The sequence below is a fragment of the Neorhizobium tomejilense genome (assembly GCF_964254135.1).
GTDB classification, from domain to species: domain Bacteria; phylum Pseudomonadota; class Alphaproteobacteria; order Rhizobiales; family Rhizobiaceae; genus Neorhizobium; species Neorhizobium tomejilense.
Map to the genome: position 1 here is coordinate 2,437,376 of NZ_CAXUSO020000001.1, position 26,580 is coordinate 2,463,955.

The 26,580-nt window shown below is 63.2% G+C and carries 25 protein-coding genes; 14 read left to right on the forward strand and 11 right to left on the reverse strand.

Annotated features, from left to right (window positions below; translation table 11 throughout):
- The first annotated feature begins 266 nt into the window (after nt 1-266).
- The 3 genes from ACSQ3G_RS12415 to ACSQ3G_RS12425 are packed head-to-tail and all read left to right on the forward strand — an operon-like array spanning nt 267 to nt 3,213.
- Nucleotides 267-2,333 carry a hypothetical protein gene (locus tag ACSQ3G_RS12415; protein ID WP_436110247.1) on the forward strand — a complete coding sequence of 689 codons (2,067 nt, stop codon included), beginning with the start codon at nt 267-269 and terminating at the stop codon, nt 2,331-2,333.
- A 3-nt stretch (nt 2,334-2,336) separates the two neighbouring features.
- Nucleotides 2,337-2,753, forward strand: coding sequence for a GNAT family N-acetyltransferase (locus ACSQ3G_RS12420; protein ID WP_436110248.1), 417 nt, complete (start codon nt 2,337-2,339; stop codon nt 2,751-2,753).
- A 40-nt stretch (nt 2,754-2,793) separates the two neighbouring features.
- Complete coding sequence (locus tag ACSQ3G_RS12425) at nt 2,794-3,213, forward strand: GNAT family N-acetyltransferase (protein ID WP_052751692.1); 420 nt, start codon at nt 2,794-2,796, stop codon at nt 3,211-3,213.
- An 11-nt stretch (nt 3,214-3,224) separates the two neighbouring features.
- Here ACSQ3G_RS12425 and ACSQ3G_RS12430 read toward each other — a convergent pair whose 3' ends face one another.
- Together ACSQ3G_RS12430 and ACSQ3G_RS12435 are read right to left on the reverse strand one after the other, a co-directional pair.
- Nucleotides 3,225-4,538, reverse strand: coding sequence for an MFS transporter (locus ACSQ3G_RS12430; RefSeq protein ID WP_436110249.1), 1,314 nt, complete (start codon nt 4,536-4,538; stop codon nt 3,225-3,227).
- Between the two features lie 77 nt (nt 4,539-4,615).
- Nucleotides 4,616-5,134, reverse strand: a complete 519-nt coding sequence (locus ACSQ3G_RS12435; protein ID WP_436110250.1) for a GNAT family N-acetyltransferase — start codon at nt 5,132-5,134, stop codon at nt 4,616-4,618.
- Nucleotides 5,135-5,394: 260 nt separating this feature from the next.
- Here ACSQ3G_RS12435 and ACSQ3G_RS12440 point away from each other — a divergent pair, with 260 nt between their 5' ends.
- A complete protein-coding gene (locus tag ACSQ3G_RS12440; RefSeq protein ID WP_436110251.1) occupies nt 5,395-6,384 on the forward strand; it encodes a glutathione S-transferase family protein in 990 nt (329 codons plus the stop codon).
- Between the two features lie 198 nt (nt 6,385-6,582).
- Here ACSQ3G_RS12440 and ACSQ3G_RS12445 read toward each other — a convergent pair whose 3' ends face one another.
- The gene (locus ACSQ3G_RS12445) at nt 6,583-7,071 is read right to left on the reverse strand and encodes an NUDIX domain-containing protein (RefSeq protein WP_436110252.1); all 489 of its coding nucleotides are present in this window, start codon (nt 7,069-7,071) and stop codon (nt 6,583-6,585) included.
- Between the two features lie 65 nt (nt 7,072-7,136).
- Between ACSQ3G_RS12445 and ACSQ3G_RS12450 the strand changes: the two genes are divergently transcribed.
- The 3 genes from ACSQ3G_RS12450 (at nt 7,137) to ACSQ3G_RS12460 (ending at nt 9,522) form a co-directional block, all read left to right on the forward strand.
- On the forward strand, nt 7,137-8,090 hold the full coding sequence (locus tag ACSQ3G_RS12450) for a metallophosphoesterase family protein (protein WP_105415078.1): 954 nt from the start codon (nt 7,137-7,139) through the stop codon (nt 8,088-8,090).
- Between the two features lie 98 nt (nt 8,091-8,188).
- Nucleotides 8,189-8,674: an RNA polymerase sigma factor gene (locus ACSQ3G_RS12455; RefSeq protein ID WP_436110253.1), complete on the forward strand. Its 486-nt coding sequence runs from the start codon at nt 8,189-8,191 to the stop codon at nt 8,672-8,674.
- A gap of 2 nt (nt 8,675-8,676) precedes the next feature.
- Complete coding sequence (locus ACSQ3G_RS12460) at nt 8,677-9,522, forward strand: anti-sigma factor family protein (RefSeq protein ID WP_436110254.1); 846 nt, start codon at nt 8,677-8,679, stop codon at nt 9,520-9,522.
- Nucleotides 9,523-9,777: 255 nt separating this feature from the next.
- Here the strand turns inward: ACSQ3G_RS12460 and leuA are convergent, their stop codons facing one another.
- The 4 genes from leuA to ACSQ3G_RS12480 form a co-directional block, all read right to left on the reverse strand.
- Nucleotides 9,778-11,511: a 2-isopropylmalate synthase gene (leuA, locus tag ACSQ3G_RS12465; protein WP_436110255.1), complete on the reverse strand. Its 1,734-nt coding sequence runs from the start codon at nt 11,509-11,511 to the stop codon at nt 9,778-9,780.
- Nucleotides 11,512-11,837: 326 nt separating this feature from the next.
- Complete coding sequence (gene brnA, locus ACSQ3G_RS12470; protein ID WP_436110256.1) at nt 11,838-12,080, reverse strand: type II toxin-antitoxin system BrnA family antitoxin; 243 nt, start codon at nt 12,078-12,080, stop codon at nt 11,838-11,840.
- Nucleotides 12,061-12,330, reverse strand: a complete 270-nt coding sequence (locus ACSQ3G_RS12475) for a BrnT family toxin (protein WP_436110257.1) — start codon at nt 12,328-12,330, stop codon at nt 12,061-12,063. The genes brnA and ACSQ3G_RS12475 overlap by 20 nt, the downstream gene beginning before the upstream one ends.
- Before the next feature lie 38 nt (nt 12,331-12,368).
- The gene (locus ACSQ3G_RS12480; protein WP_436110258.1) at nt 12,369-13,547 is read right to left on the reverse strand and encodes a benzoate/H(+) symporter BenE family transporter; all 1,179 of its coding nucleotides are present in this window, start codon (nt 13,545-13,547) and stop codon (nt 12,369-12,371) included.
- A gap of 283 nt (nt 13,548-13,830) precedes the next feature.
- On the opposite strand from ACSQ3G_RS12480, the gene ACSQ3G_RS12485 reads away from it, so the two are divergent.
- From ACSQ3G_RS12485 to ACSQ3G_RS12505, 5 genes are all read left to right on the forward strand, one after another.
- Complete coding sequence (locus tag ACSQ3G_RS12485; RefSeq protein ID WP_436110259.1) at nt 13,831-14,775, forward strand: sensor domain-containing diguanylate cyclase; 945 nt, start codon at nt 13,831-13,833, stop codon at nt 14,773-14,775.
- A 177-nt stretch (nt 14,776-14,952) separates the two neighbouring features.
- Complete coding sequence (locus tag ACSQ3G_RS12490) at nt 14,953-15,924, forward strand: class I SAM-dependent methyltransferase (RefSeq protein ID WP_172746561.1); 972 nt, start codon at nt 14,953-14,955, stop codon at nt 15,922-15,924.
- Between the two features lie 148 nt (nt 15,925-16,072).
- Nucleotides 16,073-18,769 (forward strand): bifunctional diguanylate cyclase/phosphodiesterase, encoded by a 2,697-nt coding sequence (locus ACSQ3G_RS12495; RefSeq protein ID WP_436110260.1) that lies wholly within the window; start codon nt 16,073-16,075, stop codon nt 18,767-18,769.
- 153 nt (nt 18,770-18,922) lie between these two features.
- On the forward strand, nt 18,923-19,675 hold the full coding sequence (locus tag ACSQ3G_RS12500) for a hypothetical protein (protein WP_436110261.1): 753 nt from the start codon (nt 18,923-18,925) through the stop codon (nt 19,673-19,675).
- Nucleotides 19,676-19,883: 208 nt separating this feature from the next.
- Complete coding sequence (locus ACSQ3G_RS12505) at nt 19,884-20,918, forward strand: MerR family transcriptional regulator (protein WP_436110262.1); 1,035 nt, start codon at nt 19,884-19,886, stop codon at nt 20,916-20,918.
- A gap of 101 nt (nt 20,919-21,019) precedes the next feature.
- On the opposite strand, the gene ACSQ3G_RS12510 is transcribed toward ACSQ3G_RS12505, so the two are convergent.
- A complete protein-coding gene (locus ACSQ3G_RS12510; RefSeq protein ID WP_436110263.1) occupies nt 21,020-21,610 on the reverse strand; it encodes an ATP-dependent Clp protease proteolytic subunit in 591 nt (196 codons plus the stop codon).
- A gap of 214 nt (nt 21,611-21,824) precedes the next feature.
- On the opposite strand from ACSQ3G_RS12510, the gene ACSQ3G_RS12515 reads away from it, so the two are divergent.
- Complete coding sequence (locus ACSQ3G_RS12515; protein WP_436110264.1) at nt 21,825-22,409, forward strand: HupE/UreJ family protein; 585 nt, start codon at nt 21,825-21,827, stop codon at nt 22,407-22,409.
- Nucleotides 22,410-22,518: 109 nt separating this feature from the next.
- On the forward strand, nt 22,519-23,373 hold the full coding sequence (locus tag ACSQ3G_RS12520) for a DUF2076 domain-containing protein (RefSeq protein ID WP_436110265.1): 855 nt from the start codon (nt 22,519-22,521) through the stop codon (nt 23,371-23,373).
- Nucleotides 23,374-23,474: 101 nt separating this feature from the next.
- Here ACSQ3G_RS12520 and queF read toward each other — a convergent pair whose 3' ends face one another.
- The 3 genes from queF to ACSQ3G_RS12535 all read right to left on the reverse strand — a co-directional run bounded on the left by queF (nt 23,475) and on the right by ACSQ3G_RS12535 (nt 26,555).
- Nucleotides 23,475-23,939 (reverse strand): preQ(1) synthase, encoded by a 465-nt coding sequence (gene queF, locus ACSQ3G_RS12525; RefSeq protein ID WP_105400469.1) that lies wholly within the window; start codon nt 23,937-23,939, stop codon nt 23,475-23,477.
- Nucleotides 23,936-24,850 carry a cation diffusion facilitator family transporter gene (locus ACSQ3G_RS12530; RefSeq protein WP_498072569.1) on the reverse strand — a complete coding sequence of 305 codons (915 nt, stop codon included), beginning with the start codon at nt 24,848-24,850 and terminating at the stop codon, nt 23,936-23,938. The genes queF and ACSQ3G_RS12530 overlap by 4 nt, the downstream gene beginning before the upstream one ends.
- Before the next feature lie 130 nt (nt 24,851-24,980).
- Nucleotides 24,981-26,555 carry an MFS transporter gene (locus ACSQ3G_RS12535; protein ID WP_436110267.1) on the reverse strand — a complete coding sequence of 525 codons (1,575 nt, stop codon included), beginning with the start codon at nt 26,553-26,555 and terminating at the stop codon, nt 24,981-24,983.
- Nucleotides 26,556-26,580 lie beyond the last annotated feature (25 nt).

Below are 26,580 nucleotides of genomic sequence, written 5' to 3' on the forward strand. Positions count from 1 at the left end.
TCCTGTTTTCCGGCAGTCGACACGCATGTCCGTGTTATGTGGCAAAGCGGTGCCTCTGGCCGATCTCCCCCCTTGAGGGGGAGATGCCCGGCAGGGCAGAGGGGGGTATCCAGGAACTCAACCTCTACCCTCTTCCCTCGCCGTGACGCCCGCATACCCCCCTCTGTCACTTTCGTGACATCTCCCCCTCAAGGGGGGAGATCATTGGGAGTCCGCCGCCCTGTCCGGCCAAACCTAGTTTCCCTCCCCGATGAAGGGAAATCCTCATGACCATCGAATTCGCCCCGTTCTTTCCCTGGCCGATCCTCGCCGCCCTCGGCGTCTTCGCGCTGATCCTCGCTGGCCTTGCCTTCTGGCGCGGCATCCGCGGCGCCACCCTGCGCACGCTGGCGCTCGCCGCCCTGCTCCTGGCGCTCGCCAACCCGACGCTGCTGCAGGAGGACCGCGACCAGCTTTCGACCGTGGTGCCGATCATCGTCGACCGCTCGCAGAGCCAGGATACCGCCCAGCGCAAACAGCAGACCGACGAGGCACTCGCGAGCCTCAAGGACCGGTTCTCCCGCTACCCGCGCATCGAGACGCGCATTGTCGAGGTCGATGACGACGGCGAATCCGACACGCCGTCGACAAAGCTGTTCACTGCCCTTCGTTCCGCCATTTCCGACGTACCGCCCGCCCGGATCGGCGGTGCGGTTTTCCTGACCGACGGCCAGATCCACGACCTGCCCGGCATCAACCAGGACCTCGGCTTCAACGCCCCCGTCCACGGCCTGATCACCGGCAAGCCGGACGAATTCGACCGCCGCGTCGAAGTGGTCCGCGCGCCGCGTTTCGGCATCGTCGGCGAGGAACAGGAACTGACGCTGCGGGTCTTCGACGACGGCCGCACCGGCGGCGGACCGGCGCAGGTGACCGTGCGCATGAACGGCCAGCAGACCGCGACGCTGCGCGCTACGCCCGGCCAGGAGACGCCCTTCTCCTTCACCGTCCCGCGCGGCGGCAACAACGTCATGGAGTTTTCGGTTGCCGAACTTCCGGGCGAGGTGACAACCGCCAACAACCGCGCCGTCCATGTCATCGACGGCATCCGCCAGAACCTGCGCGTCCTGCTCGTCTCCGGCGAACCGCATGCCGGCGAGCGCGCCTGGCGCAACCTGTTGAAGTCCGATGCGTCGGTCGACCTCGTGCACTTCACCATCCTGCGCCCGCCGGAAAAACAGGACGGCACGCCGATCAACGAACTGTCGCTGATCGCCTTCCCGACCCGCGAGCTTTTCGTCGAGAAGATCAAGGATTTCGACCTGATCATCTTCGACCGCTACAAGCACCGCGGCGTGCTGCCGATCCTCTATTACGATTACATCGCCCAGTACGTGAACAATGGCGGCGCGCTGCTGATCGCTGCCGGCCCCGAACATGCCGGCGAGGATTCGATCGCCTCGACGCCGCTCGAACAGGTCCTGCCGGCCGCGCCGACCGGCGAAGTCCACAGCGCCGCCTTTTATCCGCATCTGTCACCGGAGGGCGAAAAGCACCCCGTGACCCGCGGGCTCGACGGCTCCAATGCCAATCCGCCGACCTGGGGCCGCTGGTTCCGCACCATCGACGTCGACACACCGCAGGGTCAGACCGTCATGGAAGGCGATGGCGACCGCCCGCTGCTCGTCCTCAACCGGCAGGGCGAAGGCCGCGTCGCCATGCTGCTCTCCGACCAGGGCTGGCTCTGGGCCCGCGGTTTCGAAGGCGGCGGCCCGCACGTCTCGCTCTATCGCCGCATCGCCCACTGGCTGATGAAGGAACCGGAACTCGAGGAAGAGGCGCTGACCGCGCGCGCTGTCGGCCGTACGCTCGAAGCCACGCGCCAGACGATCGGCGACGATCCAGGCCCCGCGACGATCAAATATCCGTCCGGCCGCACCGAGACCATGCCGATGACTTCAGCCGGTCCCGGCGAGTATCGGCTGGAGCGCCGCATGGAGGAAACCGGCCTGTTCGAAGTCACCAACGGCCAGTTCTCGACGCTGGTGCATGTCGGCACGGTGGATGCGCCGGAATTCAAGGCGATGATCTCGACCGAGGCCACGTTGAAACCCTATGCCGACAAGACCCGCGGGCTCGTTACCCGCGTCGCCTCGGGCGACGGCATCTCGCTGCCGGACATATTGCCGGTGCGCGGCGAAGTGCGCGTCAACGATCCCAACCGCATGGTCATCCGCCTGACCGACGAGACGGTGCTGCGCGGCATCAACACGCTGCCGCTGTTTGCCGGCTTTGCCGGCCTCTCCGCCCTGCTCTTCGCGGTCGCGGCGATGTGGTGGCGCGAGGGTCGCTGAGGTATGACGCGGTTTGATATGACTGCCTCGCCCCGGCCGGAGGAACTCGCTGCGATCAGCGAGGGACTGACCGCCTTCAACGAAGCCGATGTCGGCCCGTCGGAACGTCAAGCCCTCGCCATCCTGATCCGCGATATCGATGGAAACGCCATCGGCGGGCTTTCCGGCTACACGGCCTGGGGCTGGCTCTTCACCCAATGGCTGTTCATCCCGGAAACATTGCGGGGTGAAGGCATGGCCGGCAAGCTGCTGAGCCAAGCCGAACAGGAAGCCCGCGCCCGCGGCTGTCACGGCGCCTGGATCGACACGTTCAGCCCGGCCGCCCGCAAGGCCTATATGCGCCAGGGCTACGAAATCTTCGGGGAACTGCCGGAATTTCCGAAGGGCCGCACCCGCACCTTCCTCAGGAAAGCTCTGTAGGTTATCCCTGCGCTCCGAAAATGGAGACGGGAATAGTCGCATGGATATCGACCTGAAAATCATCGAAGGCATGACCGCCGACGAGGAGGATTTCATCCTCGAACGGCTGATGACCCACAATGCAGCGACGTTCGGCCCCACCAACCGCCGCGAGCTGGCGGTGCCACTGCATGACGACGACGGCAACCTCATCGGCGGGCTGACCGGCTATACCGGCCGCGGCTGGCTCTATGTTTCGATGCTCTACATCCCGGACGAACTACGCGGCCGCGGCCTTGCCGCCCGCATGCTCGACATGGCGGAAGCCGAAGCCCGCGCCCGCGGCGCGATCGGCGCCTATATCGACACGATGAACCCGGCAGCACTCAAGCTTTATCTGAAGCAAGGTTACACAGAGATCGGCACGCTGAAGGGCCTCGAAGGAGGCCATTCGGTGACCTGGCTGCAAAAACGGTTCTGAGCTTTCCGATCTCAGGCGAGAGAGACCCGCCGCGTTTCCGCATTGATCATCGTAGCTGCAATCGCCGCGATCACCAGCAGGCCGGCAAAGATGCCGATCGTCAGGCCGAGCCCCTGAACCACGACGTAACCGACCAGCGACGGCGCCAGCAGGCCGCCGAGACGCGCCATGGCGCCGGCTGCCCCCATGCCGGTCGCCCGCGACGCGGTCGGATAAAGTTCCGGCGTATAGGCATAGAGCGCACCCCAGGTGCCGAGCAGCGCAAAGCTCATGATCAGCAGCGCGGCCCCGACCAGGAGGGCACTCGGCGCGACGACAAACATCAGGCAGCCGAGCGCCGAGAGCAGGCAGAAGCCGATCAGCGTTGGCTTGCGGCCCCATTTTTCCACGCCATAGGCGGCAAGCGCATAGCCTGGAAGCTGGGCAAGCGCGACCAGTACCAGAAAGCCGTAACCGCGCACGAAACCGAAGCCCTCGCCGGCGAGCCTTGCCGGCATCCAGGTAAAGACGCCGTAATAGGAGACCGAGACCAGGAACCAGATCGCCAGGATCATGATGCTGCGCTGGCGCAACTCGCCCGAGAAGATGCCGGTTGCCTTGACCGGCGGCGGCGGGACTAGGCTGGTGTCAGCCCCGAGCTGCGGACGACCGTTGACGACGAGCATCCGGTCGACGATCGCCCTCGCCTCGTCATTGCGGCCCGAGCGCATCAGGTAGAGCGGCGATTCCGGCACCAGGAAACGCAGGCCGATGCCGGCAATCGCCGGAATGGCGGTAACCGCAAAGATGTAGCGCCAGGCATCAGCGACGCCGGCAAGGCTTGCGGCCCAGGCGGCGAGCGCCACGATCAGCGTCCCGACTGCCCAGAAGCCTTCGAGCAGGACCAGCCAGCGGCCGCGGTTTCTGGCAGGCAGGAACTCCGCCATCATCGCATAATCGACAGGCAGCGTGCCGCCGACGGCAGCGCCGGTCAGGAAGCGCAGGACAAGCAGAATGGTAAAATCCGGGGCAAAGATGGAGAGCGTGCCGAACAGCGCATCGCAGCCAACCGTGACGATCAGCACCCGGCGGCGGCCGATCCGGTCGGCAAGCCTGCCGAAACCGAGCGCGCCAAGCAGCATGCCGAAGAAGAAGGCCGTGCCGGTCTGCAGCGCCTGCGGCACGGTCAGCCCGAAACTTGCCGCGATAGAGGCGGCGGTGAAACCGACCGCCAGCACCTGCATCGCATCGGCCGTCCAGACGAGGCCGAAAACCCCCATCAGCCGTCGCTGATAGGTCCCCGCTCCGGCGCGATCGAGCGCCTCGTCCATGGTGATTGCTGTCATGCGCCCGGTCCCTCGCTTCGACGAATCGTGCGGCCGGCTTTCGCCGACCGATCCGTCATCTGCTTAAAGGAAATGGCCTATCCGCGCCAGCCGATGACGCCCTTGAGCCGCGCATGCACGTCGGCTGCGATCGGCACGACCAGAACCCGGCCGGGATCGACAGGTCCCGGAAATTCCAGCGCGCCGTAGGCAACTTTCTCGAACCCGAGCGGACCGTAATAAGGTGGATCCCCGACCAAGATCACCGCTTCCGAACCCTGGCGCCTCGCCGCGTCGATGGCGATCCGTACCAATTCCCGGCCGATGCCCTGGTTCTTGTGCGACGGCCGCACCGCAAGCGGCCCGAGCAGATGGCCCTTGACCGAACCCGCATGGACCGGCGTCATCCTGACCGAAGCGATCGTTTCGCCGTCATCGGCACAGACGAAGGAAAGTGTCCGGTCATGCGGCCCCTGCTCGCGGATGCGGGCGGCGGCGCGGGTATGGCGCCCGGGGCCGAAGGCTTCCATGTTGATGAGTTCGATGACCTCATCATGGGATGCATCTTCCGTGAGATAAACGAGTTCGTGCTTATAGAGGGCGTTGTGCTGAGACATGAAGGACCGAAGCCGTAGATTGAGAGCGGACAGGACAAGGGATCTCGATGACGCCTGTTCAAGCGTCGTGGTCGATGATCAGCGTCGTCGCAATGTCCGCACTTCGGTCATGGAGGAAAGTATCCTTAAAATCCGGAAAGCGAATTAGCAGGAAAAATTTCCCGCGTCCAACGCAAAAACACACCGTTCATAAAATCCTGCCTCGTATTCGGCAGCCGGTGCCGTATCTATCACCACAAGGAAAATCCAAGGAGATAACCATGGGCAGGCTCGTCGAAGGAAGATGGCAGGACGTCTGGTACGATACCAAGGAAAACAAGGGCCATTTCAAGCGGGCAGAATCGCAGTTCCGCAACTGGGTGACTGCGGACGGTTCCGCCGGTCCCTCCGGCAGGCAAGGCTTCAAGGCCGAAGCCGGGCGCTACCATCTCTATGTTTCCTATGCCTGTCCCTGGGCGCACCGCACCCTGATCTTCCGCAAGCTGAAGAAGCTCGAGGACCTGGTCTCGGTCTCGGTCGTCGATTACCTGATGCTGGAGAACGGCTGGGAGTTCCGGAAACGTGACGGCGCCACCGGCGACGACCTGTTCGGCTCGGACTATCTCTACCAGGTCTACCTGAAGGCCGATCCCAGCTATTCCGGCCGCGTCACCGTGCCCGTCCTCTGGGACAAGCTTGAGAACACCATCGTCTCCAACGAGAGTTCCGAGATCATCCGCATGTTCAACAGCGCCTTCGACGGCCTGACCGGCTCGACGACGGATTTTTATCCGCAGGCACTGCGCGGCGAGATCGATGACCTGAACGCGCTCGTCTACGACACGGTCAACAACGGCGTCTACAAGGCCGGTTTCGCGACCGTCCAGGACGCCTATGAGGGCGCCGTCACCCGCCTGTTCGAAACCCTCGACATTCTGGAAAAGCGCCTGTCAGGCAGCCGCTACCTGTTCGGCGACACCACGACCGAGGCGGACTGGCGCCTGTTCACCACGCTGCTGCGTTTCGATCCGGTCTATGTCGGCCACTTCAAGTGCAACATCCGCCGCATAGCGGACTACCCGAACCTTTCCGGCTATCTCGCTGATCTCTATCAGCAACCCGGCATCGCCGAGACCTGCAACCTGTTCCACATCAAGCACCACTATTATGGGAGCCACAAGACCATCAACCCGACCGGCATCGTCCCCGTCGGCCCGGTAGTGAACCTCGACGCGCCGCATGGGCGGGAGAAGGTGAAACGGGTGGCTTGATCGAGACGCATCTGCCCCTCATCCGCCTGCCGGCACCTTCTCCCCGCAAGCGGGGCGAAGGACGCAAGCGGCAAGCTCCCGGTCCCCTTCAAACCAAAGCGTTGTCGATAGGGTGAGACGGTGCGGCATCTGTCCTTCTCCCCGTCAGAACGGGGAGAAGGTGCCCGGCAGGGCGGATGAGGGGCAAACTGGGATCCCTCACCAGTAATCCGCCCGCTCAACCTCGCCCTTCAACTCCCGCAACCGCCGCAGCGTCGCGGCGGTCGTCTCCTCTGGCAGCGCATCCAGCGCAAAGAACCCGCTCTCGGCAATCTCCCGGTCCGGCGCACGCGGCTTCGTCTGCTCCACCGTCACCCGATAGAACAGCACGTGGTCGCGTTTGCTGGCATTGCGATTGTAGTAGGCGTGGAAAAGCGCGACCTCCCCGACAATCTCCAGATTGCCCTCCTCGCGCAACTCCTTGCGCAGCGCCTCAAGCGACGTCTCCCCGCGCTCGACGCCGCCGCCCGGCATGTACCAGCCGGGCACATAGGTATGACGCACGAGGAAGATGCGGCCTTGTGCGTCGAAGCAGGCGGCGCGTACCCCGAGCGTCATGCCGCGCGTCAGCATGAAGACCCGGTGCAGCAGCCAGACGACGATCCGGGTGCGCCCGTTTCGGATTTCCGGCACCCCTTCGCCACTCATTCATAACTCCGGGAGCGCCCAGAAAATCGATAACGATTTCTGCACTCATGCGTTATGTGTGCGCCATGTTCAAATTCGCGCATATTTCCGACATCCATCTGGGGCCGCTTCCAAACCTGACGCTTCGCGAGCTTTTCTCGAAGCGGATCACCGGGTTTGTGAACTGGCACCGCAATCGGCGCAAGCACCTTTTCGTCAACACGCTCGACCTGCTTTTGAGCGATTTGAAGACGCGGGAACCGGACCAGCTCGTCATCACCGGCGATCTCGTCAACCTGGCGACCAAGATCGAGACGCGGCTTGCCGGCGAGTGGCTGCGCACCATCGGCGACCCCTATGATACGACTTTCGTGCCCGGCAACCACGACGCCTATGTGCCGGGCGCGCACGACAAGTCGGTCAACGAATGGTATCCGTTCATCAAGAGCGACGACGACCCCGCCGAATGGCCCGAAGACGACCATATCTTTCCGACCCTGCGCTGTCGGGGTCCGATCGCCATCATCGGCTGCTCGACCTCCAATGCCACCCTGCCCTTTTCTGCGTCGGGATATTTCGGCTCGCGCCAAGCCCGCGAGACGGTCAACCTGTTGAAGAAGGCGGGAGACGAAGGCCTCTTCCGGGTGGTGCTGATCCACCATCCGCCAATCCGCGGTGCCGCCTCCTCGCACAAGCGCATGCTCGGCATCCGCCGGTTCGCAGCGGCGATCTCCACCGGTGGCGCGGAACTGGTGCTGCACGGGCACACGCATCTCAACACGCTCTACTGGCTGCGAAGCCATACCGGCAACGTGCCGGTGGTCGGCATCGCGTCGGCCTCCCAGGGACCTGGCGGACACAAGCCGCGCGCCGCCTACAACCTCTTCACGCTCTCCGGCGAGCCCGGTGCCTGGAACCTTCTTTGCGACCGTTATGGCCTCACGGAACGGGGCGACGGCGTTGCGCTCGACAACAGCCGGCTTCTCTACGGTGAGGAGCCAGCGACGATGTCGATTCCGCAAGTCGCGAGAATGTTGTAGAATCAATGGCGCGATTGTTGCGGAATCGCCACAATCCCGTCATAGCTATGAGTTCGTTCCGGTTATTGAAGTAGATCACAGGTAAGCCGCTCCTATACATGACCCAGCCGAGCCCATCGACCGACATCCGGCGCGATCTCGTAGCGCTCCTGCCGCGCCTGCGCCGTTTCGCGCTGACGCTGACGGGAAACGCCGCCGAGGCCGATGATCTGGTGCGTGGAGCGGCCGGCCGGGCGATCCAGAAAAGCCATCACTGGAAGGGCGAAGGCCGGCTGGAAAGCTGGCTTTTCAGCATGATCCGCAGCACATTCCTGGACGAAGCCAAGAAACGCCGTCGCGCCGAGGGCAATGCCGCCGACGACGCTTCCACGGCCGGAAGTTCCCGCCCGTCGAAGAAGGACGCCCTCGCCTGTCTGCCGGACGGGCTGGCGAGCGTTTTCCTGCTCGCTGATGTGGAAGATTTCGCCTATGCGGAGGCGGCCGCCATTCTCGGCATCCAGCCGGATCTCTTTGCCGCCCGCCTTTGCACCGCACGTCTCAGCCTGGCGGCGGCCGCCGCCGAAACGAGCGAGCGGAGAGCGTGAGGATGAACATCCCCCAGCCCTCGCCGCTCGAACTGCGGCTTTCCGCCTATATCGATGGCCGGGCCAGCGACGACGACAGGCATGACGTCGAGGAACTGCTGGTCAACGACCCGCAGGCCCGGTCCCTGCACGACGCGCTGAAGCGCGGCGCCGATCTCGGAAGGCGCGCATTTGACGACATGCTGAAGGAGCCGGTGCCGCTCGATCTGGTGCGCACCATCAAGAATGCGCCGCTGCCGCGCCGGGCCGTACGCCTGCCGCAGGGGCCGCGCCCGACGCTTTCCTTCAAGCCGTCCGGCCTACAGGCAGTGGCCGCCTGCGCCCTGTTTTTCGTGCTCGGCGGCGGCATCGGCTATATGATCGGCGGCAACCCCGCGGTGCCGCAGTTTTCGATGATTTCCATGCCCGGCACCAGCAGCCGCGACTGGCTGGACGATATCATCGCCCATTACCGGCTCTATGCGCGCCAGACCAATCACCTTGCTGAAATCCCGGCCGACAGGCCTGCCGATATCCTCGAATGGCTGACCACCAATACCGGCGTCGGCTTTCGGATCCCCGATCTCAGCGACAGCGGCCTGACCTTCCAGGGCGCCCGCCTGTTTGCCGCCGGCGGCGGGCCGGTCGGCCAGCTTATCTACCGCCGGACCGACGGTGAAGGAGACGGCGACGTGATCGCCATTTCCTTCACCAAGACCCGACCCGAGGGCAACCGCTCGATCGAGGAAATCCGCAACGACACCGGCCTCGTCTCCTGGGTCACGCCGCTGGCCACCTACATGATCGTCGGCCCGTCGTCTGCGGCCGATCTGGATGATATCGCGGCCAAGGCGGCGGGGCTGATCTGACGCCGCAGGTTGACCTAGCTCAAACACCCGATCCATGGTCCGGCATAGCCTCCATTCAAACCATTGGAGGTCATCATGCCAACCGAAACCATCGTCGTCGTCAGCTTCATCGTAGGTGCATTTGTCGTCTTTGCGGCCGCCCTTGCCTTCGCCAGCGCGACGTCGAGCAAATAAACCTGCCACCTATGAATCAAGAAGCCGCCCGAAGATTCAGGCGGCTTATTTGCTATCGTTATGCGGTAAAAGGCTCGCCGATCACCTCTTCGCCGCCAGCACCCTATTCGCCGCCGAGACGATCGCTTCGAGCGAGGCTGCGACGATGTTCTTGTTGATGCCGGCGCCGAACAGTTTTCCGTTCGGGTGCTCCATCTCCACATAGGCGATGGCAGACGCGTTCGAGCCGTGCTGCAGCGAATGTTCGGAATAGTCGGCGACCGAAAGTTCTATGCCGAGATAGGTCGACAGCGCGTTGATGAAGCCGTCGATCGGTCCCGTGCCCGTGCCTTCGATCCGCTTCGTCTCGCCGCCATCGGTGATCTCCGCTGCGACGACGCGAACGCCCTTGTGATCGACCCCGGCCGGAAAGGTGTGGTGATCGACGAATTTCAGCCGTCCGCCGGGCTGCTCGACATAGCGCTCGATGAAGCTCTCATAGATGCGCTTGGCAGGAAGCTCCACGCCCTCTTCGTCGGTGATCCGCTGGATCTCCTCGCGGAACTCCACCTGCAGGTTACGCGGCAGGTTCAGGCCGTAATCCTCGGAGAGGATATAGGCGATGCCGCCCTTGCCCGACTGCGAGTTGATGCGGATGATCGCCTCGTAGGAACGGCCGACATCGCGCGGGTCGATCGGCAGGTATGGCACTTCCCAGACCGGGTGATTGGCAACCTTGATCGCCTTCATGCCCTTGTTGATCGCATCCTGGTGCGAGCCGGAAAAGGCCGTATAGACCAGTTCGCCGACATAAGGATGCCGTTCGGGAATGACCATCTGGTTGGAATATTCGTAGACCGCCTTGATCCGCTCGATATCGGAGCAATCCAGTTCCGGATCGACGCCCTGCGTGTACATGTTCAAGGCGAGCGTCACCACGTCGACATTGCCGGTGCGCTCGCCATTGCCGAACAGCGTGCCTTCGACACGGTCGGCACCCGCCATCAGGCCGAGCTCGGTCGCAGCGATACCGGTGCCGCGGTCGTTATGCGGATGCAGCGAGATGATGATATTTTCGCGGTTGTCGAGATTGCGGCACATCCATTCGATCTGGTCCGCATAGACGTTCGGGGTCGCCATCTCCACCGTCGAGGGCAGGTTGAGGATCAGCTTGTCCTCGGCGGTCGGCCTGATCACCTCGGTGACGGCATTGCAGATTTCCAGCGCCACTTCCAGTTCGGTGCCGGTAAAACTTTCCGGCGAATACTGGAAACGAAAACCCCCATTTGCACCATTGGCAGCCTTGGCTGCCATGTCGGTGATCATCTTGGCCGCGTCGACCGCGATCTGCTTGATACCGGCGACGTCCTTGGCGAACACCACGCGGCGCTGCAGCTCGGAGGTCGAGTTGTAGAAGTGGATGATCGGCTTGTGGGCGCCCTCCAGAGATTCGAAGGTGCGGGTGATCAGCTCCGGCCGGCACTGGACCAGGACCTGCATGGACACGTCTTCCGGCACGCCGCCCTCTTCCACGCACCAGCGGGCGAAGTCGAAATCGGTTTGCGAGGCGGACGGGAAACCGATCTCGATTTCCTTGAAGCCCATGTCGAGCAGCATGCGGAACATGCGGGCCTTGCGGTCATGGCCCATCGGGTTGACCAGAGACTGGTTGCCGTCGCGCAGGTCGACCGAACACCAGATCGGTGCCTTGGTGATGGTTTTCGTGGGCCAGGTGCGGTCGGGAATGTTGATGGGCGGGTAAGCGCGGTATTTCACAGCCGCGTCGGGCATCCCGGATTTATGGCCGGATTTCGGGGAATGGGTGTTGGCGTCCATTGTCGTCGTCTCTTCTCGCTTCACGCGTCGCTCGGCATCCGTCTGGGGAATTGGCCGTCGTCGATGCGGACCTTTAGCGGTCTTTGGTGGCTCGGTCTTGAATGTTCGTGAGAGGAGCTCTTATGCCGGGCGGGCCTTCGGCCGCCGGGCGCTCCTCAACGGACCCGGCAACCGCGCGTAAGGTCGAGGCTAAGAAGCGAGGAAAGCGCAAATACCATCGTCCCGGCCGCGATGCGGCGGGTAGACGAACGGTCGGACATGATTGCGCCTGTCATGGTCATGGGCGAAGTGTATAACCTCAGAGTGGAAGAGAGGCAAGTGGGCTTTCACTTGCCTTGGCGTCTTGCCTCAAGCCGTTCGGCGATCCAGAGTTTCACCAGCGACTGCCGCGTAACACCGAGACGCTGCGCCTCCTGATCCAGCCCGTTCACGACCCAGGTCGGAAAATCGATATTGACGCGCTTGGGTTCGAGACCCGGGCGTGTGACCTTAGACCAGTCCACATATTCGCTGATGTCCTCGCCATCGTCGAATTTCTTGTCAAACTCTTCAGCGGTTACTGTCTTCATAGGTCTGCTTCTCTTTGTCACGTGCGCGCCTGACCGATATAATTCGCAGCCAGTCTCCTCGCCATGTATAGACCGCGGTCCAATGTTTCTCCGCAATCTTTCCCGTAAGGATATATCGCGACTCCGTATCCGACAGGACCGGAGCGACGGTCCGCCTCTCATCTGCCCACAACGCCTGCGCCTCCACGAAATCGATTCCGTGTTTGTCCCTGTTCGTGGCGCTCTTGTCAGGATCAAATTCGAACTTCATGACCAATATAATATAGAAATTATACCATTTCCAGACATTCAAGCACGCCTGACGAGGCTCTGCAATCCCATCATCACCCCGCCGGCGACGAGCCCCCAGAAAGGCCCTGAAATCCCCGCAAACGAAAGACCCGACGCCGTCACGAGGAAGGTGATCGCCGCGGCTTCGCGCGTTTCCGGGTCGCGATAGGCCGCAAAGGCTGCGTTGGCAAAGGCGCCGATCAGTCCGAGGCCCGCCACCGCCTGCAGCAGGATCGGCGGCGCCAGCGATACGAAGGCGATGATGCCGCCGGCGATCAGGCCGAACACGATGTAACCGAAGCCGGCGACGATCGCCGCCCAGTAGCGTTTGGCGGGATCGGGGTGGGCGTCCTCGCTGGCGCACATCGCCGCCGTGATCGCCGCCATGTTGACCGGCACGCCGCCGACCAGCCCTCCGAGAATCGAGAAGATGCCGGTGCCGACAAACATCACACCCGCCGGCGGCTCGTAGTGGTGCACCTTCAGGATCGCCATGCCGGGTATGTTCTGCGAGGCCATGGTGACGATGAACAGCGGCAGCGCCACCGAGATCATCCCGTGCAGGGTAAAGACCGGCGTGACGAAGGTGAGGCCCGGATGGATCGCCGCGCCGATCTGCGCCATCGCGTCCGGGGCAAGGTCGACGCCGAAGACCAGCACCAGGATCAGCGCCCCGAGCGACGCCGGCACCGCCCAGAGCCGCCACCTGGAAACCACGACCATCCAGGTCAGCACGATCGGCAGGCCGAGCGCCGCATTGAAGGCGACAGCCTTCACCGGCGCGAGGCAAAGACTGAGCAGAATACCGGCCAGCATGGCATTGGCGAGCGGTGCCGGGATCAGCCGGATCGCCCGGCTGAGCGGCCGGAACAGGCCGGAGAGAATGATCAGCACGCCACAGACCACGAAAGCGCCGACCACGGCCGGAAACCCGCCCTCGATTATGCTGATGCCGGACAGAAGCGCCGCCCCCGGCGTCGACCAGGCGATGCTGATCGGCATCCGGTACATGCTCGAGAACACGATCGCCAGCAAACCCATCGAAATCGATTGCGCCAAGAGAGCCGAGGCGATTTCCGGCGCGGTCGCACCCATCGCCTGCAACCCCTGCATGATGACCGCAAACGAGCTGATGAACCCGACAAAGGCAGTGAGCAGCCCCATCATCAGGGCCGAAACGGAAAAATCCTTGAACATACCGGCGGGGACTCATGAATTTGAAAGTCCGCAATCGAACATAGGCCCGCCGCCAAAGGCAAGGTGCGTTTGCCGCAAAAGGGTACGGCCGCGATGGAAAGCCATGGCTGCAGCCAGCCATTTGCCTTTGCCGGCTGCCGCCCCGCCTTTATTCGTTCCTGCGAATATTCGCATCTGTTGATAATTTGGAAGGAGTTTGGCGGTAGTCTCCGGACCGTGCGCCCGTTGCTTCCGGTCGGTCCGGCCATGCAGCCCGGATTGCATCAACGCCCCGGGAAACGCAATGACGGCAGCTCACCTTGCGCCAGAGATCCAGATCGGACAGGAAACCGCCTTTTCCCGCGATCAGCTTTATTTCATTCTGTCGGCGCTCCCGGACCCCTGCTTCGTCCTGACCCGCAGCGGCCGTTATGCCGCGCTCTTCGGCGGCAAGGACACCCGCTATTATCACGAGGGCAGCTATCTCGTCGGCAAGAGCCTCTACGACGTCCTCATCGTCGAGAAGGCGCAACGTTTTGTGCGGGAGATCGAAAAGGCGCTCGCCTCGCGTGCCCTGCATATCATCGAATACAGCCTCTCCGGCAGCGACGTGAAGGGGCTGCAGAACGATGGTCCCGCCCACCCGATCTGGTTCGAGGGACGCTTGCAGGCGCTCGATTTCCAGGTCGACGGCGAGGATGCGATCGTCTGGGTCGCCAGCAACATCACGGAAAAGAATGCCGTCGAGAACCAGCTGCGCCACCAAAGCGAAACTGATGCGCTGACCGGCTTCTTCAATCGCCGAAAGCTGATGGACGTGCTCGCCCTGAAGTTCGAGCTTTTTCGCGACGAGCACATCCCGACATCCGTCTTCATGTTCGACATCGACCACTTCAAGACCGTCAACGACGAGCTTGGACATGCGATGGGCGATGCGGTTCTGAAAGCGATTGCCGGCGTCTGTCGCCTGGAATTGCGCAAGACCGATTTTCTCGCCCGCCTCGGCGGCGACGAGTTCGTCGTGGTGATGCCCGCCACCCGGCAGGAGCACGGCATCGTCATCGCCAACCGGCTGCGCCAGCGCGTCGCCACCGAGGTCCGGGAGGCGCTTGGCCACCACGCCACGATCAGCGGCGGCTTGAGCGAATTTCTGTTAGCCGATGCTTCCTCCGAGGACATTTTGAAACGCGCCGACGACGGCCTCTACCGTTCCAAGCGTGCCGGCCGGAACCTTATCAGCCCCGCATAGGCACGGCCGAAATCCCCTCCGATACAAAGCAGAATACCGTGCTTCGGCGACACGCGCGGATCGGCAAGCGCCATTCCCAATTATCACCACATACTCCATCGGTAGATCATCACTTTAGGCATGTTGTTGAAGATCGGTATTCTCGGCAAATTGCGACCATCTTTGGCGGAGCATGAGATGACCTGCTTTTCCTGCGGTGGGCAGACTGCCCCGTGGACGTATATGCCGCTCGACCCGTTAAAGGGCGCCGAAAACACCCATAAAGACTTCGTGGTCTGCACGGAATGCGGGCTCGGTGCCGTCAGCCCCATGCCCAGCTCGGAAGAAATTCCGTCTTTTTATGATACCGCCCGGTATTACACCCACGGGCAGGGTCATCTCGTGGAGGTCAATCAGACCCTCCTCGACAGGGCGCTGCTCCACGCCGCCTGGCGCCTCGACAAGGGCCAGTCGCTCGATCCCGAGCGCATCGCCAAGGATCTGCCGCCGGGCGCCTCGATCTGCGACCTCGGCTGCGGCGGCGGTGATCTCCTCAGCCGTTTCAAGGCGCTCGGCTTCAACGTCCTCGGCGTCGAGCCGGATGCAGCGGCAAGAGCCGAGGCGGCCAAGGCTGGCATCACGGTGCTTGCGGGCACCTGCGAGGAGCTTCCGGCTGATCTCAAAGGACAGAGCTGCGATCTCGTGATCATGCGCCATGTGCTGGAACATTGCCGCGACCCGATCCTGGCACTCCAGAAGGCATTCTTCCTGACGCGTCCGGGTGGGATACTGTTCTGCGAAGTGCCCAACTGCGCGGCCACCCATTTCAAAAGCCTCGGCGTCTGCTCGGCCATGTTCGACGCGCCGCGTCATCTCTACTTCTTCACGCCCGCCTGTCTTCGCAAGGTGATCGGCCTCGGCGGCTTCACCTTCTCCAGCTTCCAATACATGGGTTATACCCGCCACCACCATGCGAGCTGGCGGCAATGGGAGGCCTCGATCTACGACCGGACCCGCGAATATACCGCCCACCCTTCAGGCCGGCGACATACGGTGCTGCGGTCGATTCAGCTTCTACTTTCGACGGCCTTTGCCTCCGACGAGAAGAAATACGATTCCGTCGCCGTCTACGGGCGCCGGCCGGGCGCGCCGGAGCACACGCCGGTATAGAACTATCATACGCCGATGCGGCAAGCCTTTTTCCCACCCTGTCGGTCTTTGGATCGGAGCTATCCGCGCCAAATCTAACTGACGCGAGGATAAATTAGACAATCTTAAATTTTGTCGGCCACAGTGGGGGACACCATCGGAAATCCCAATGACCTCGCTGCCCTTCATCTCGAAATCGAAATCGTCTGGTCTTCAGTTCTTCGGCCTCGGCTATTTTTTCCCGGCCATCCTTGCTGTCGCCGGCCTGCTGGTCGGTGTCGTCCGCGCCGATGTCGAGAAACGCGAACAATACCACGTGGCGCAGCAGGTCAAGGCAGCCGAGCAACTGGCCCGGGTCGCTGCAAGCCTTGAGACCAACATCCACGGCAACGTCAACCTTATCTACGGGCTGGTGGCCGCCATTGCCGCCAACCCGAATATCAACCAGCCGCAATTCACGGCGCTTTCGGAGCGGATTTTCGACGTTCCGTCGCAGCTGCGCAACGTCGTCGCCGCCAAGGATCTGGTCGTCGGCCTGGTCTACCCCGAAGAGGCGAACAAGAAGGCCCTCGGCCTCGACTACCGCACCAACGAGCTCCAGCGGGATGCCGTGATGAGAGCCGTCGAGCGGCGGACGCTCGTCATTACGGGGCCGGTCAATCTGGTGCAGGGCGGCCAAGGGCTGATTGCCCGCTATCCGGTCTTCTCGCTTGCCAACGGCCGGTTCTGGGGTGTCGTTTCGGCGGTCATCGACCTCGACAGGCTCTACGCGGACAGCAACGTCAATACCCAGCGTCAAGCACTGGACATTACAATCTCGCAGCGGCCCATCCCCGCCGAGCGCGACATTTTCCTTGGAAAGGGCGCCATATTTTCGCAGGACCCCGTCAAGTCGAGAATCGAGCTCGGCTACGACACATGGTATCTCGCCGCAGTCCCGAAAGGCGGATGGCAGAGCTCGCCGCCGGACATGTTCAGCTTCCGGATCACCGCCCTTCTGATCGCCTTCTGCATCGCCGCCCCGCTTTTCTGGGCCGGACTGTTGATGAAACAGCGCCACGGCAACATCCTCACTCTGCAGCAGCGCGAGGAACAGCTGGAAACGCTGTCACAGCGCCTCGAACTGGCACTTCAGGCCTCGGGCGTCGGCGTTTGGGAATATGAACCTTCGACCGACACGCTGATCTGGGACCAGCGCATGCGCGAGCTCTACGACGCGCCGCCGGACAGCGATGTCCTCGAATACACGGACTGGCGCGATGCGTTGCATCCCGACGACCTGGAAGCCGCCGAAGCCTACTTCCGCAAGGCGCTCAAGGATGAAACGAGTTACCGTACCGAGTTCCGTGTCGTCTCCCACAGCGGCGAGATCCGCCACATCCGTGCGCACGGAGCCACCTACCGGACCGCGGGAGGCGTCAAGCGGGTGGTCGGCGCCAACTGGGACGTCACCAGGGACGTCACGCTGCATTCCGAACTGCGGCTGGCGCAGACGAAGGCCGAATTGCAGAACGACGAATTGCGTTCGGCAAGGCGCACGCTCGAACACCAGTCGCTGCACGACGCCCTGACGGGCCTGCCGAACCGGCGCTTCCTCGACCAGTTCATGACCGCCGGAGAAAACCAGGCTGCGGGTCACCGGCTGGCATTCATCCACATCGATCTCGACCGCTTCAAGGAAGTCAACGACACGCTCGGCCATGCGGCGGGCGACGCGGTCCTGAAAGTGGCCACGTCCCGCCTACTCGAACTGATCGACCACGACGAGTTCGCCTCGCGTATCGGCGGTGACGAATTTGTCGTCGTGACCGGCGGGACGGAGCCGCAGCGACGGGCGGAATACCTCGCCCAGTCGATCGTCAACACCCTTGCCCGCCCCATCGATATCGGCGCGCATGAATGTCGCATCGGCTGCAGCGCCGGTATCGCCTGCCAGTCTATGGCCGGCGAGGAACTGAGCCAGCTGCTGATCAACGCCGATATCGCGCTCTATGAAGCCAAGAAGCGCGGCCGCAACCGCGTCGAGGTTTTCTCGAAGGAACTGCGCTCGGCGGTCGTGCAGCGCAAGCGCATGTCCGACGAGTTCCTGAGCGCGCTCGAAGGCGACCAGATCATCCCCTTTTTCCAGCCCCAGTTCGATGCGCATTCGCTCGACATAGTCGGCGTCGAGGCGCTGGCCCGCTGGCAGCATCCCAAACGCGGCCTGCTGGCGCCGGACAGTTTCCTGGCGATCGCCGAGAGCCTGCACCGGTCAGCCGATATCGACGCGATCATTCTCGAAAAGGCGCTCTTCCAATCGGTGAGATGGAGCGCGCTTGGCCTCGATATCCCGCATCTTTCCGTCAACATCTCGGCGCAGCGCCTGAAGGACGAGAGGCTGTTCAAACGACTGGCCGAACTGCCGATCGCGCCTGGGACCCTTTCGTTCGAACTTCTCGAATCGATCTCCTTCGAGGATCAGGACAAGGAACTGAGGTCCGCCATTCTCGACCTCAAGGCGCTCGGGATCGATATCGAAATCGACGATTTCGGCACCGGCCATGCCTCGATCGTCAGCCTTCTCGAACTCGGGCCCAAGCGGCTGAAGATCGACCGCAAGCTGATTGCACCGCTCGAAGCCGCCGGCTCGCAGCGCCGGCTGGTCGCCTCGATCATCGAGATCGGCCGCTCCCAGGGCATCGAGATCGTCGCCGAAGGGGTGGAGACGGCAGCGCATGTGGACATCCTGCGCAGCCTCGGCTGCCAGACCCTGCAGGGATACGTCTTCGCAAAACCGATGCCGGCCAACGAGTTCATCGCTTTCGCGACGGACTGGCGGGCAGGCAACCATACATGGTTCGCGCCATCGCTAGCGCTGGTCGACTAAGCGAACTGCCTCCGGAAAAAAATTGAACCTCGCAAAACAGAGTGACCGGCCCGACCGCCAGACCGGCCTTTGAAACCTTCTGAAAGCTAATGTTATTGGTCAACCATTCGTCAAACCGGTAAGTTTGTGACAAACAGATGACACGGTAGAGCGATGAAAAACCTCAAAGTTCGCGCTGAAGACATTGACGACGGCGCCACATCTACGCACTTGGATTTCCCCCATCTGCCTTCGCAGACCAACCAATTTCGATGGCTCATATGGCCGTTGACGGTGGTCGCCCTCTGTACCGCTGGCAGTGCCTTGACGGCCGTTTTCGTGCCAAGTGCCCGAGCCGTGCTTCTCGGGGAGGACGGCATCATCGAAACGGGTGGCGCCGTGTGCCTGGCAGGCGTAGTGCTGTTGGCGGGAGCAGCGACTGTCGTATCTGGCCCGCGTGCGGCTCTGTCATTGGGCGGCCTGCTGGGGCTCGCTGAGTTGATGGATGAGACAAGCTTCGGTGCTCGCATCCTTGGATTTCAACCGCCAGCTCTCTACGGTGGAGGCGAACTGGATGGATTCCATGATTTGCTGATCTTGGCCTACCGGCTTCTGGACGAGCTCAGCCCGGGTCTTGGCTGGGCGTTCATTGGACTCATTCTTGCCATTTCCCTCGGCACATTGGTCTTTGCGCTGAGAGTGGTATGGAACATGCGCATTGATGCAGGATGGCCGTGGCTTTCGAACCACGTTCTGATTTTCCTTCACGTAGGACTGATCGGCATGGCGCAGGTCGTTGATGTAGCCACGACTTCCCGCATGCTCTCGGCGGTGGAGGAACTACTGGAATTCAATGCCGCCATCTTCCTGTTATTCTACCTCGCTCAGCAGGTCGTGGAGACCACCCGGCAATCGAGCTCGGCTTGATCGTACCGCTGCTCCCGTCGGCTCAATTTCAAGAGAACCCTGAACCATCGCGCCTAAATGAACACGCCGAGGGAAAAGTCCGCCGACTAAACCCTCTTTCCGTTGCGAACCGCCTTCGGAAAAAATCGAGCCTCGCAAAACAGATGTTGACCCGGCCCCTGGGGCTGCCCCGATAGGAGGAGCGGTCAACAACCGGCGAGGTGATTCCTTGAGTTCTTCCGCACGCTACCTGAACCCGTCCGACGCCGCTGAACGGCTCGGCATTTCCCCGAAGGCGCTGCGCCTCTACGAGCAGCGCGGCCTGATCGCCCCGGTGCGCACCGCGGCCGGATGGCGGACCTACGGCCCTGTCGAAATGGCCCGCGCCGGCGAGATCGCCGCATTGCGAGCCCTTGGCCTCAGCCTCGCGCAGGTGGCGCGCGTGCTGAAAGGCGAGGCACAGGAACTCGCTCCAGCACTTGCCGCCCATCAGGCGAAGCTCGAAGCGGAGGCCCGAAGGATCGCCGAAACGGTCGAAAAAGTCCGCAATCTGCGCGCGGGCCTTGCCGGCGGCGAACCGCCGGGGCTGCACGAGTTGACGCGGCTGGCGCGGCCGGCAGCCGAGATCATCGCAGCGTTCGACCTTCCCTGGCCTTGGGGCGGCGAACGCTTCGAACTCCGGGACATAAGGCCGCTCAACTACATCATCGGCCCGCTCGGCAGCGGCAAGACCCGGTTGGCCAGGGCGATCGCCGAACATCTTCCGGGCGCGGTCTTCGTCGATCTCGATCGCGCCGCCAACGATGCCGCCGACGCCCGGGCACGGATGGAAACCGATCCGGCGCTAAAGCTACGCGTCGAGCAATCGCTCGCCTGGCTTGTCGAGGAGGGTGCTACGCCAACGCCTGCCCTCACCGCCCTCCTCGTCGCCATCGAAGCCGACGCGGACGGCATCCCGGTCATCGACATGATCGAGCAGGGTCTGGACCAGCCGTCGCAGGAAGCAGTCTGCGCCTATCTGCGCAATCGCGGTGCCGGCGCCCGTCCGCTCTTCATCATGACCCGCTCCTCGGCGATCCTCGATCTCGGCGCCGTCGGACCGGACGAGGCGATCATCCTCTGCCCCGCCAACCACAGCCCGCCGAGCCGAGTATCACCCATTCCGGGTGCACCCGGTTACGAGGCCGTCGCCACCTGCCTTGCCGCTCCGGACGTCCGCGCCCGCACGGAAGGCGTCATCGCCTGGCGTCCGCAGGTCGCCTGAACAGCATGGGCCCATCCGCGGGCAATGCGAGCCTGCAAACAACAAAAAGCCCCGCCGATGGCAACCGGCGGGGCTTTTTCAATTCAGATGGCAGGGAGCGATCAGATTTCGCTCTGCGACGTCACGATCCTCGAAACCAGGCCGTAGACCTTGGCCTCTTCGGCTGACAGCCAATAGTCGCGGTCCGTGTCGGCGGCGATCTTCTCGACCGACTGGCCGGTGGCTTCGGCCATGATCCTGTTCAGCCGCTCGTTCATCTTGATGATTTCGCGGGCCTGGATCTCGATATCGGATGCCATGCCGCGGGTACCGCCGGACGGTTGATGAAGCAGGAAGCGGGTGTTCGGCAAGCAGATGCGGCGCTCCTTCGGAACGGACACGTAGATCAGCGCGCCGGCCGATGCGACCCAGCCCGTACCGATCATCCAGACCTTCGGCTTGATGAACTTGATCATGTCATGGATCGAATCGCCCGATTCCACGTGGCCGCCGGGCGAGCTCACATAGACGCGGATGTCGTCATCGCTGGCGGCGGCAAGCGCCACGAGCTGCGTGTTGACCTTCTGCGCCAGTTCCTGGGTAATCGTTCCATAGATGAAGATCGAACGCGACTTGAAAAGATTCGCTTCCGTTTCCTTGCCGAGCGGCAGTTCCTTGGTCTTGTCGTCCTTGTCGTCTTCGTCGTCGAGCACGCTGAGAGTCTCCTGCATCAGATTCATATACCGGACATAATGTGTTCGCCGCCGTAAAACAATGGAGCGTAGAGTCTAAGACGGCACCTTCCACGGACTAAGGTGAATGACGTAGTACCGAGCCTCCTGCCGCGGCAATTGCCGATGGACAGCCACAAAGCGCTTGCCTATCTTCGCAGTCATTCCGCATGCACATAATTTCCAGGGGACCCAAATGCTGAAACGCCTTTCGCTCGCCGCTGCCATTCTTGCCGCCGCCACCGCACCCGCCTTCGCGCATCTCGACCCGGCCGCGCACGGCTCGTTTCTCGCCGGGTTTTCCCATCCGCTGTTCGGCGCCGACCATATCCTGGTCATGGTCGCCGTCGGCCTGTGGGCGGCACAGATCGCGAGCGGCGGCAGCCGCAATGCGCTGTGGATAATCCCCCTGGCCTTCGTCGGCACCATGGCCGCCGGCTTCCTGCTCGCCCTCGGCGGCGCCGGCCTCCCCTTCGTCGAACCGGCAATCCTCGCTTCGGTGATCGGGCTTGGCCTGCTCGTCGCAACGGCGGTGAAACTGCCGGTTTCGGCGGCAGCGGCAGTGGTCGGCGTCTTCGCCTTGTTCCACGGCCACGCCCATGGCGGCGAACTCGGCGCGGCAGGCGCGTTGCAGTTCGGCATCGGCTTCATGATCGCCACCGCCTTCCTGCATGCAGCCGGCATCGCGCTCGGCCTCGGCATCGCCCGCTTCAGCCCCTACATCGCCCGTATCCTCGGCGCCGGAACCGCGCTTCTCGGCCTGTCGCTGGCCTTCGCCTGAGCCCCCGATCACTGGCCAAGATTACCGAAATGTAAGGGATTCCGGCTTTGAAATGCCGGAATCCCTGCCTACCTTCTTGTCCACGGCAAACGCCTGCAAGGAGGCAAACATGTCACCGGAAGAACGCCAGCTTCTGACTGCCCTTTTCGACCGCATCCGCACCGCCGCCGCCACGCCGCGCGACGGAGATGCCGAGACCTTGATAGACCAGGCAACCCGCGAACAGCCCTACGCCACCTACTATCTGGCCCAGGCCGTGATCGTCCAGGAAAAGGGCCTGGAAGCCGCGGCCAACCATATCAAGGAACTGGAAGACCGCGTCCGCCAGCTCGAAGCGGAGACGAGCGATCATCACCGTGCCGAACAGAGCGGCGGGTTCCTGAGCTCGATCTTCGGCACCGGCCAGGCCCAGCATTCCCCCGCCCCGCAGCCCGGTCTTCGAACCGGCCCCGGCACTCAGGCAGGCCCCCAGTCCGGCCCATGGGGCGCCGCCCCGCGTCAGAGCTACCGAACCGGCAGCGATTATGACGACGGTTATCGTACGCCCCCGCCGTCAGCCGCCCCCTGGAGCGGCCAAATGTCAGCCCCGTCGGCCGGCGGCAGCTTCCTGCGCGGCGCTTTGGGAACCGCAGCCGGCGTCGCGGGCGGCATGCTGCTGGCCAATTCGCTGTCGGGCATTTTCGGCAGCCACATGAATTCGCTCGGCTGGGGCTCGCCTCTCGCCGGCAGCAACCCCTTCGGCAGCAGCAACGCCCCAGGCGAGGAAACCGTCATCAACAACAACTATTTCGGCGATGACGCGATCCGCCAGGCCTCGGATGACAAAAGCACCGCCGCCAACACCAATGACGCAGCCGACAATTCCGGCCTTCAGCAAGCCGGTTACGGCAATGACGACTTCTCCGACGACCAGGCCGATTTCGACAACAGCGATTTGGGCAGCGACGATTCGATGGACGTGTGAGGGAGCGCGCCGCGCCATTCCGGCGCTTCGCTTTGGCTCAGCGCGTTCGTCACTGCAATCGATTCACTGGATCGATTGCTCCGGCTTCGCCGGACTGTTCCTCACCCACGTCCGCGATACGTCGCAACCCCCTGCTCCGGCAGCCACACGCCGGCCGGGGCCTCGCCCGTCTGCCAGAACACGTCGATCGGGATACCGCCGCGCGGATACCAGTAGGCGCCGATCCTGAGCCACTTCGGGGCGAGCAGGTCGACGATCCGCTTGGCGATATAGATCGAGCAATCCTCATGAAACGCGCCGTGGTTCCGGAAGGAATGCAGGAACAGCTTCAGCGACTTCGACTCCACCAGGAACCCGTCCGGAATATAGTCGATGACGATATGGGCGAAGTCCGGTTGGCCGGTCATCGGGCAGAGCGAGGTGAATTCCGGCGCCGTGAAGCGCACCACGTAATCGGTGCCCTGGTTGCCGTTCGGCACCTTTTCCAGCACCGCGGTTTCCGGGCTCTGCGGAGCCTCAACCTGGGATCCGAGCTGCGAGAGCCCGGTGACATCGGTCATCGTCATTTGCCTGTTCCTTCAACGTCTACTTTCTGTCCATGGGCGCGCTCGCCTTCGGGCTCCACATGGATTGCCAATGTGGCGCCGGCAATACTCGCTTTGATCGCATCTTCCAAGCGGTCGCAGATCACATGCGCCTCTTCGACGGTCATGTCGGCCGGTACGACCAGATGAAAATCGATGAAGGCCGCGGCCCCGGCCCGGCGTGACTTGAGGTCATGGACGCCGAGCGCGCCGCCGGAATGGGTGGCGATCGCCTCGCGCACTGCCGCCTCCTCGTCCGGCTCCAGCGCCCGGTCCATCAGCCCCCCGATCGAATGGGCGATCACCTTGTAGCCCTGCCAGAGGATGTTGATCGCGACCAGGATGGCGAGCACCGGGTCGAGGATCGCATAACCTGTTGCAATGGCCAGGATGAGGCCGGCGAACACCCCGGCCGAGGTGACCACGTCGGACATGATATGCTGGCCATCGGCCGCCATCGCCGGCGAATAATGGGCGGTGCCGACCCGGATCAGGGTTGTTGCCCAGAATGCATTGATGACCGCCGCAAGCCCGTTGATCGCAAGGCCGAGCACCGGCGCATCCGGAAGTCTCGGCGCGAAAAGCCCGTCCCAGGCCTCGCTGATGATCAGGAATGCCGCGACGATGATCAGCCCGCCTTCGACCACCGCCGACATATATTCCGCCTTGTGATGGCCGAACTGATGGTCGTGGTCGGCAGGCCGCTGCGCATAGCGGATGACGAAATAGGCGATGAAGGCGGCAACCACGTTGACGAAGGATTCCAGCCCGTCCGACAGCAGCGCGACGGAACCCGTCACCCACCATGCCAGCATCTTCAAGGACATGACGCCGAGCGACAGCGGCATGCCCCAGAAGGCCAGCCGCTCGACGATTTTGACTTCCCTCGGCACGATGTCTTCCTTTTTGCGCGTGCGAATGATTTGCAGGACCGGAGGTCCAAAACGGCGAAACCGCCGGAGCGAGATGATTTCGCTCCGGCGGTTTCGAATAGCCTGCATATCGCTCAGATGAGCGGGTTTGTCAAAGGGCCGGCTGGCCTAATCGCGCCTTGTCGGATTGCATCGCGGTGGCCACTTCCGCCTCCTCCTCGAGGTCCTCCACCCTCTCGCTTCCCCGTCCGAGGAAGAGGAACACCACCACTGCCGTCAGCGCCGTGATCGCGGTCAGCAGCCACAGGAGCGACGAAAACCCGTCGCCATACCCCTGCAGCAAGGCCGCCTGGCCGATCGACGGCAGAAGCTCCGACGCATCCTGCAGGTCGCCGGTCACCAACCGCTGCGCGATCGCGCCCGCCTGGTCGCCGGTATCGCTGCCGAGATTCGCGCTGGTGAGCGCCGAAAGCACCGCCGTCACCACCGCAAGCGCAACCCCTTCGCCGGCCACGCGCGTGGTGCTGAAGATGCCGGTCGCCATGCCCGCTCTTTCCTTCGGCACGACGCTGACGGCAAGACCGTCCATCAGGCCCCAGGGCAGGCTGATGCCGATCCCGATCGTCAGGAGCGGCGCAATCAGCAGTATCGGCTCCGAGCCGACCGGGAACCGGCTGAGCCAGAACAAGCCAGCCGCCGAGATCGCCAGGCCGGCGCCGCAGATCGTCGCCGGCGCGAACCAGCGCGTCAGCAGCCCGGCGGCGATCGGCAGGATGAGGAGCGGCCCGGAGAGCGCGATCATCATCCGCCCGCCGGCAATCTCGTCCATGCCCTCGATGCCGATGAACCGCACCGGCAGGAGGATGAGCAGCACCACGAAGGCATAGGCCGGCGCCGCCGCCAGCAATTGTACGCCGACGAACCGCGGATAACGGAACAGCGTGAGATCGAGCATCGGCCGCGCCACACTCCGTTCGATCAGGCCGAAGACCAGGAAAAGCAGGACTGCCGCCAGCAGCATGACGATGACGAGCGGGTCGCCCCAGCCGCTTTCCGGCGCCTGCAGCACGCCGAAGGTCAGAGCGGTCAGCGCCGCAGTGAAGCTGAGAGCGCCCTTCCAATCGAGGCCGGACGCGTCGGGATCGCGTGATTCCTGCATGAAGGCGGCGCCGAGGATGAAGGCGATCACCGCAAGGGCGACCACCAATACGAAAATCGCTGGCCACCCGAACATGGCGATCATCCAGCCTGACGCGATCGGCCCGAAGGCGAGCCCGATGCCGAAACTCGCGCCGACGATGCTGAATGCCCTGAGCCGCGCCGCGCCGTCGAATTCCTGGGCGAGCGACGCCATGCCGCCGGAAAAAGCGGCTGCCGCGCCGATGCCCTGCAGCGCCCGCAGCACATCGAACCAGACGATATCGCCCGCGAAGGCGAGACCCGTCGAGAACAGCGCGAAAATGCCGAGGCCGCTCAGGAAAATCCGCTTGCGCCCGTAACTATCGGCGAGCGCGCCGGCAGCCATCAGCGTGCTGCCGAAGGAAAGCATGAAGGCATTGGTGGCCCAGTTGAGGGCGATCGGGCTGCCGCCCAGTGCCCGGCTGATGGCGGGAAGGCCGACGGCCGTGCCGGTAAAGGTCAGCGGCATGGCAACCGCCGCGCAGCAGACTGCGATCAGAACGAACAGCCGTCCGGCTGCCGTTACAGCATGTGTGTTGTCTCTCATATCCGAGATTCCGCTGTGTTGGAGC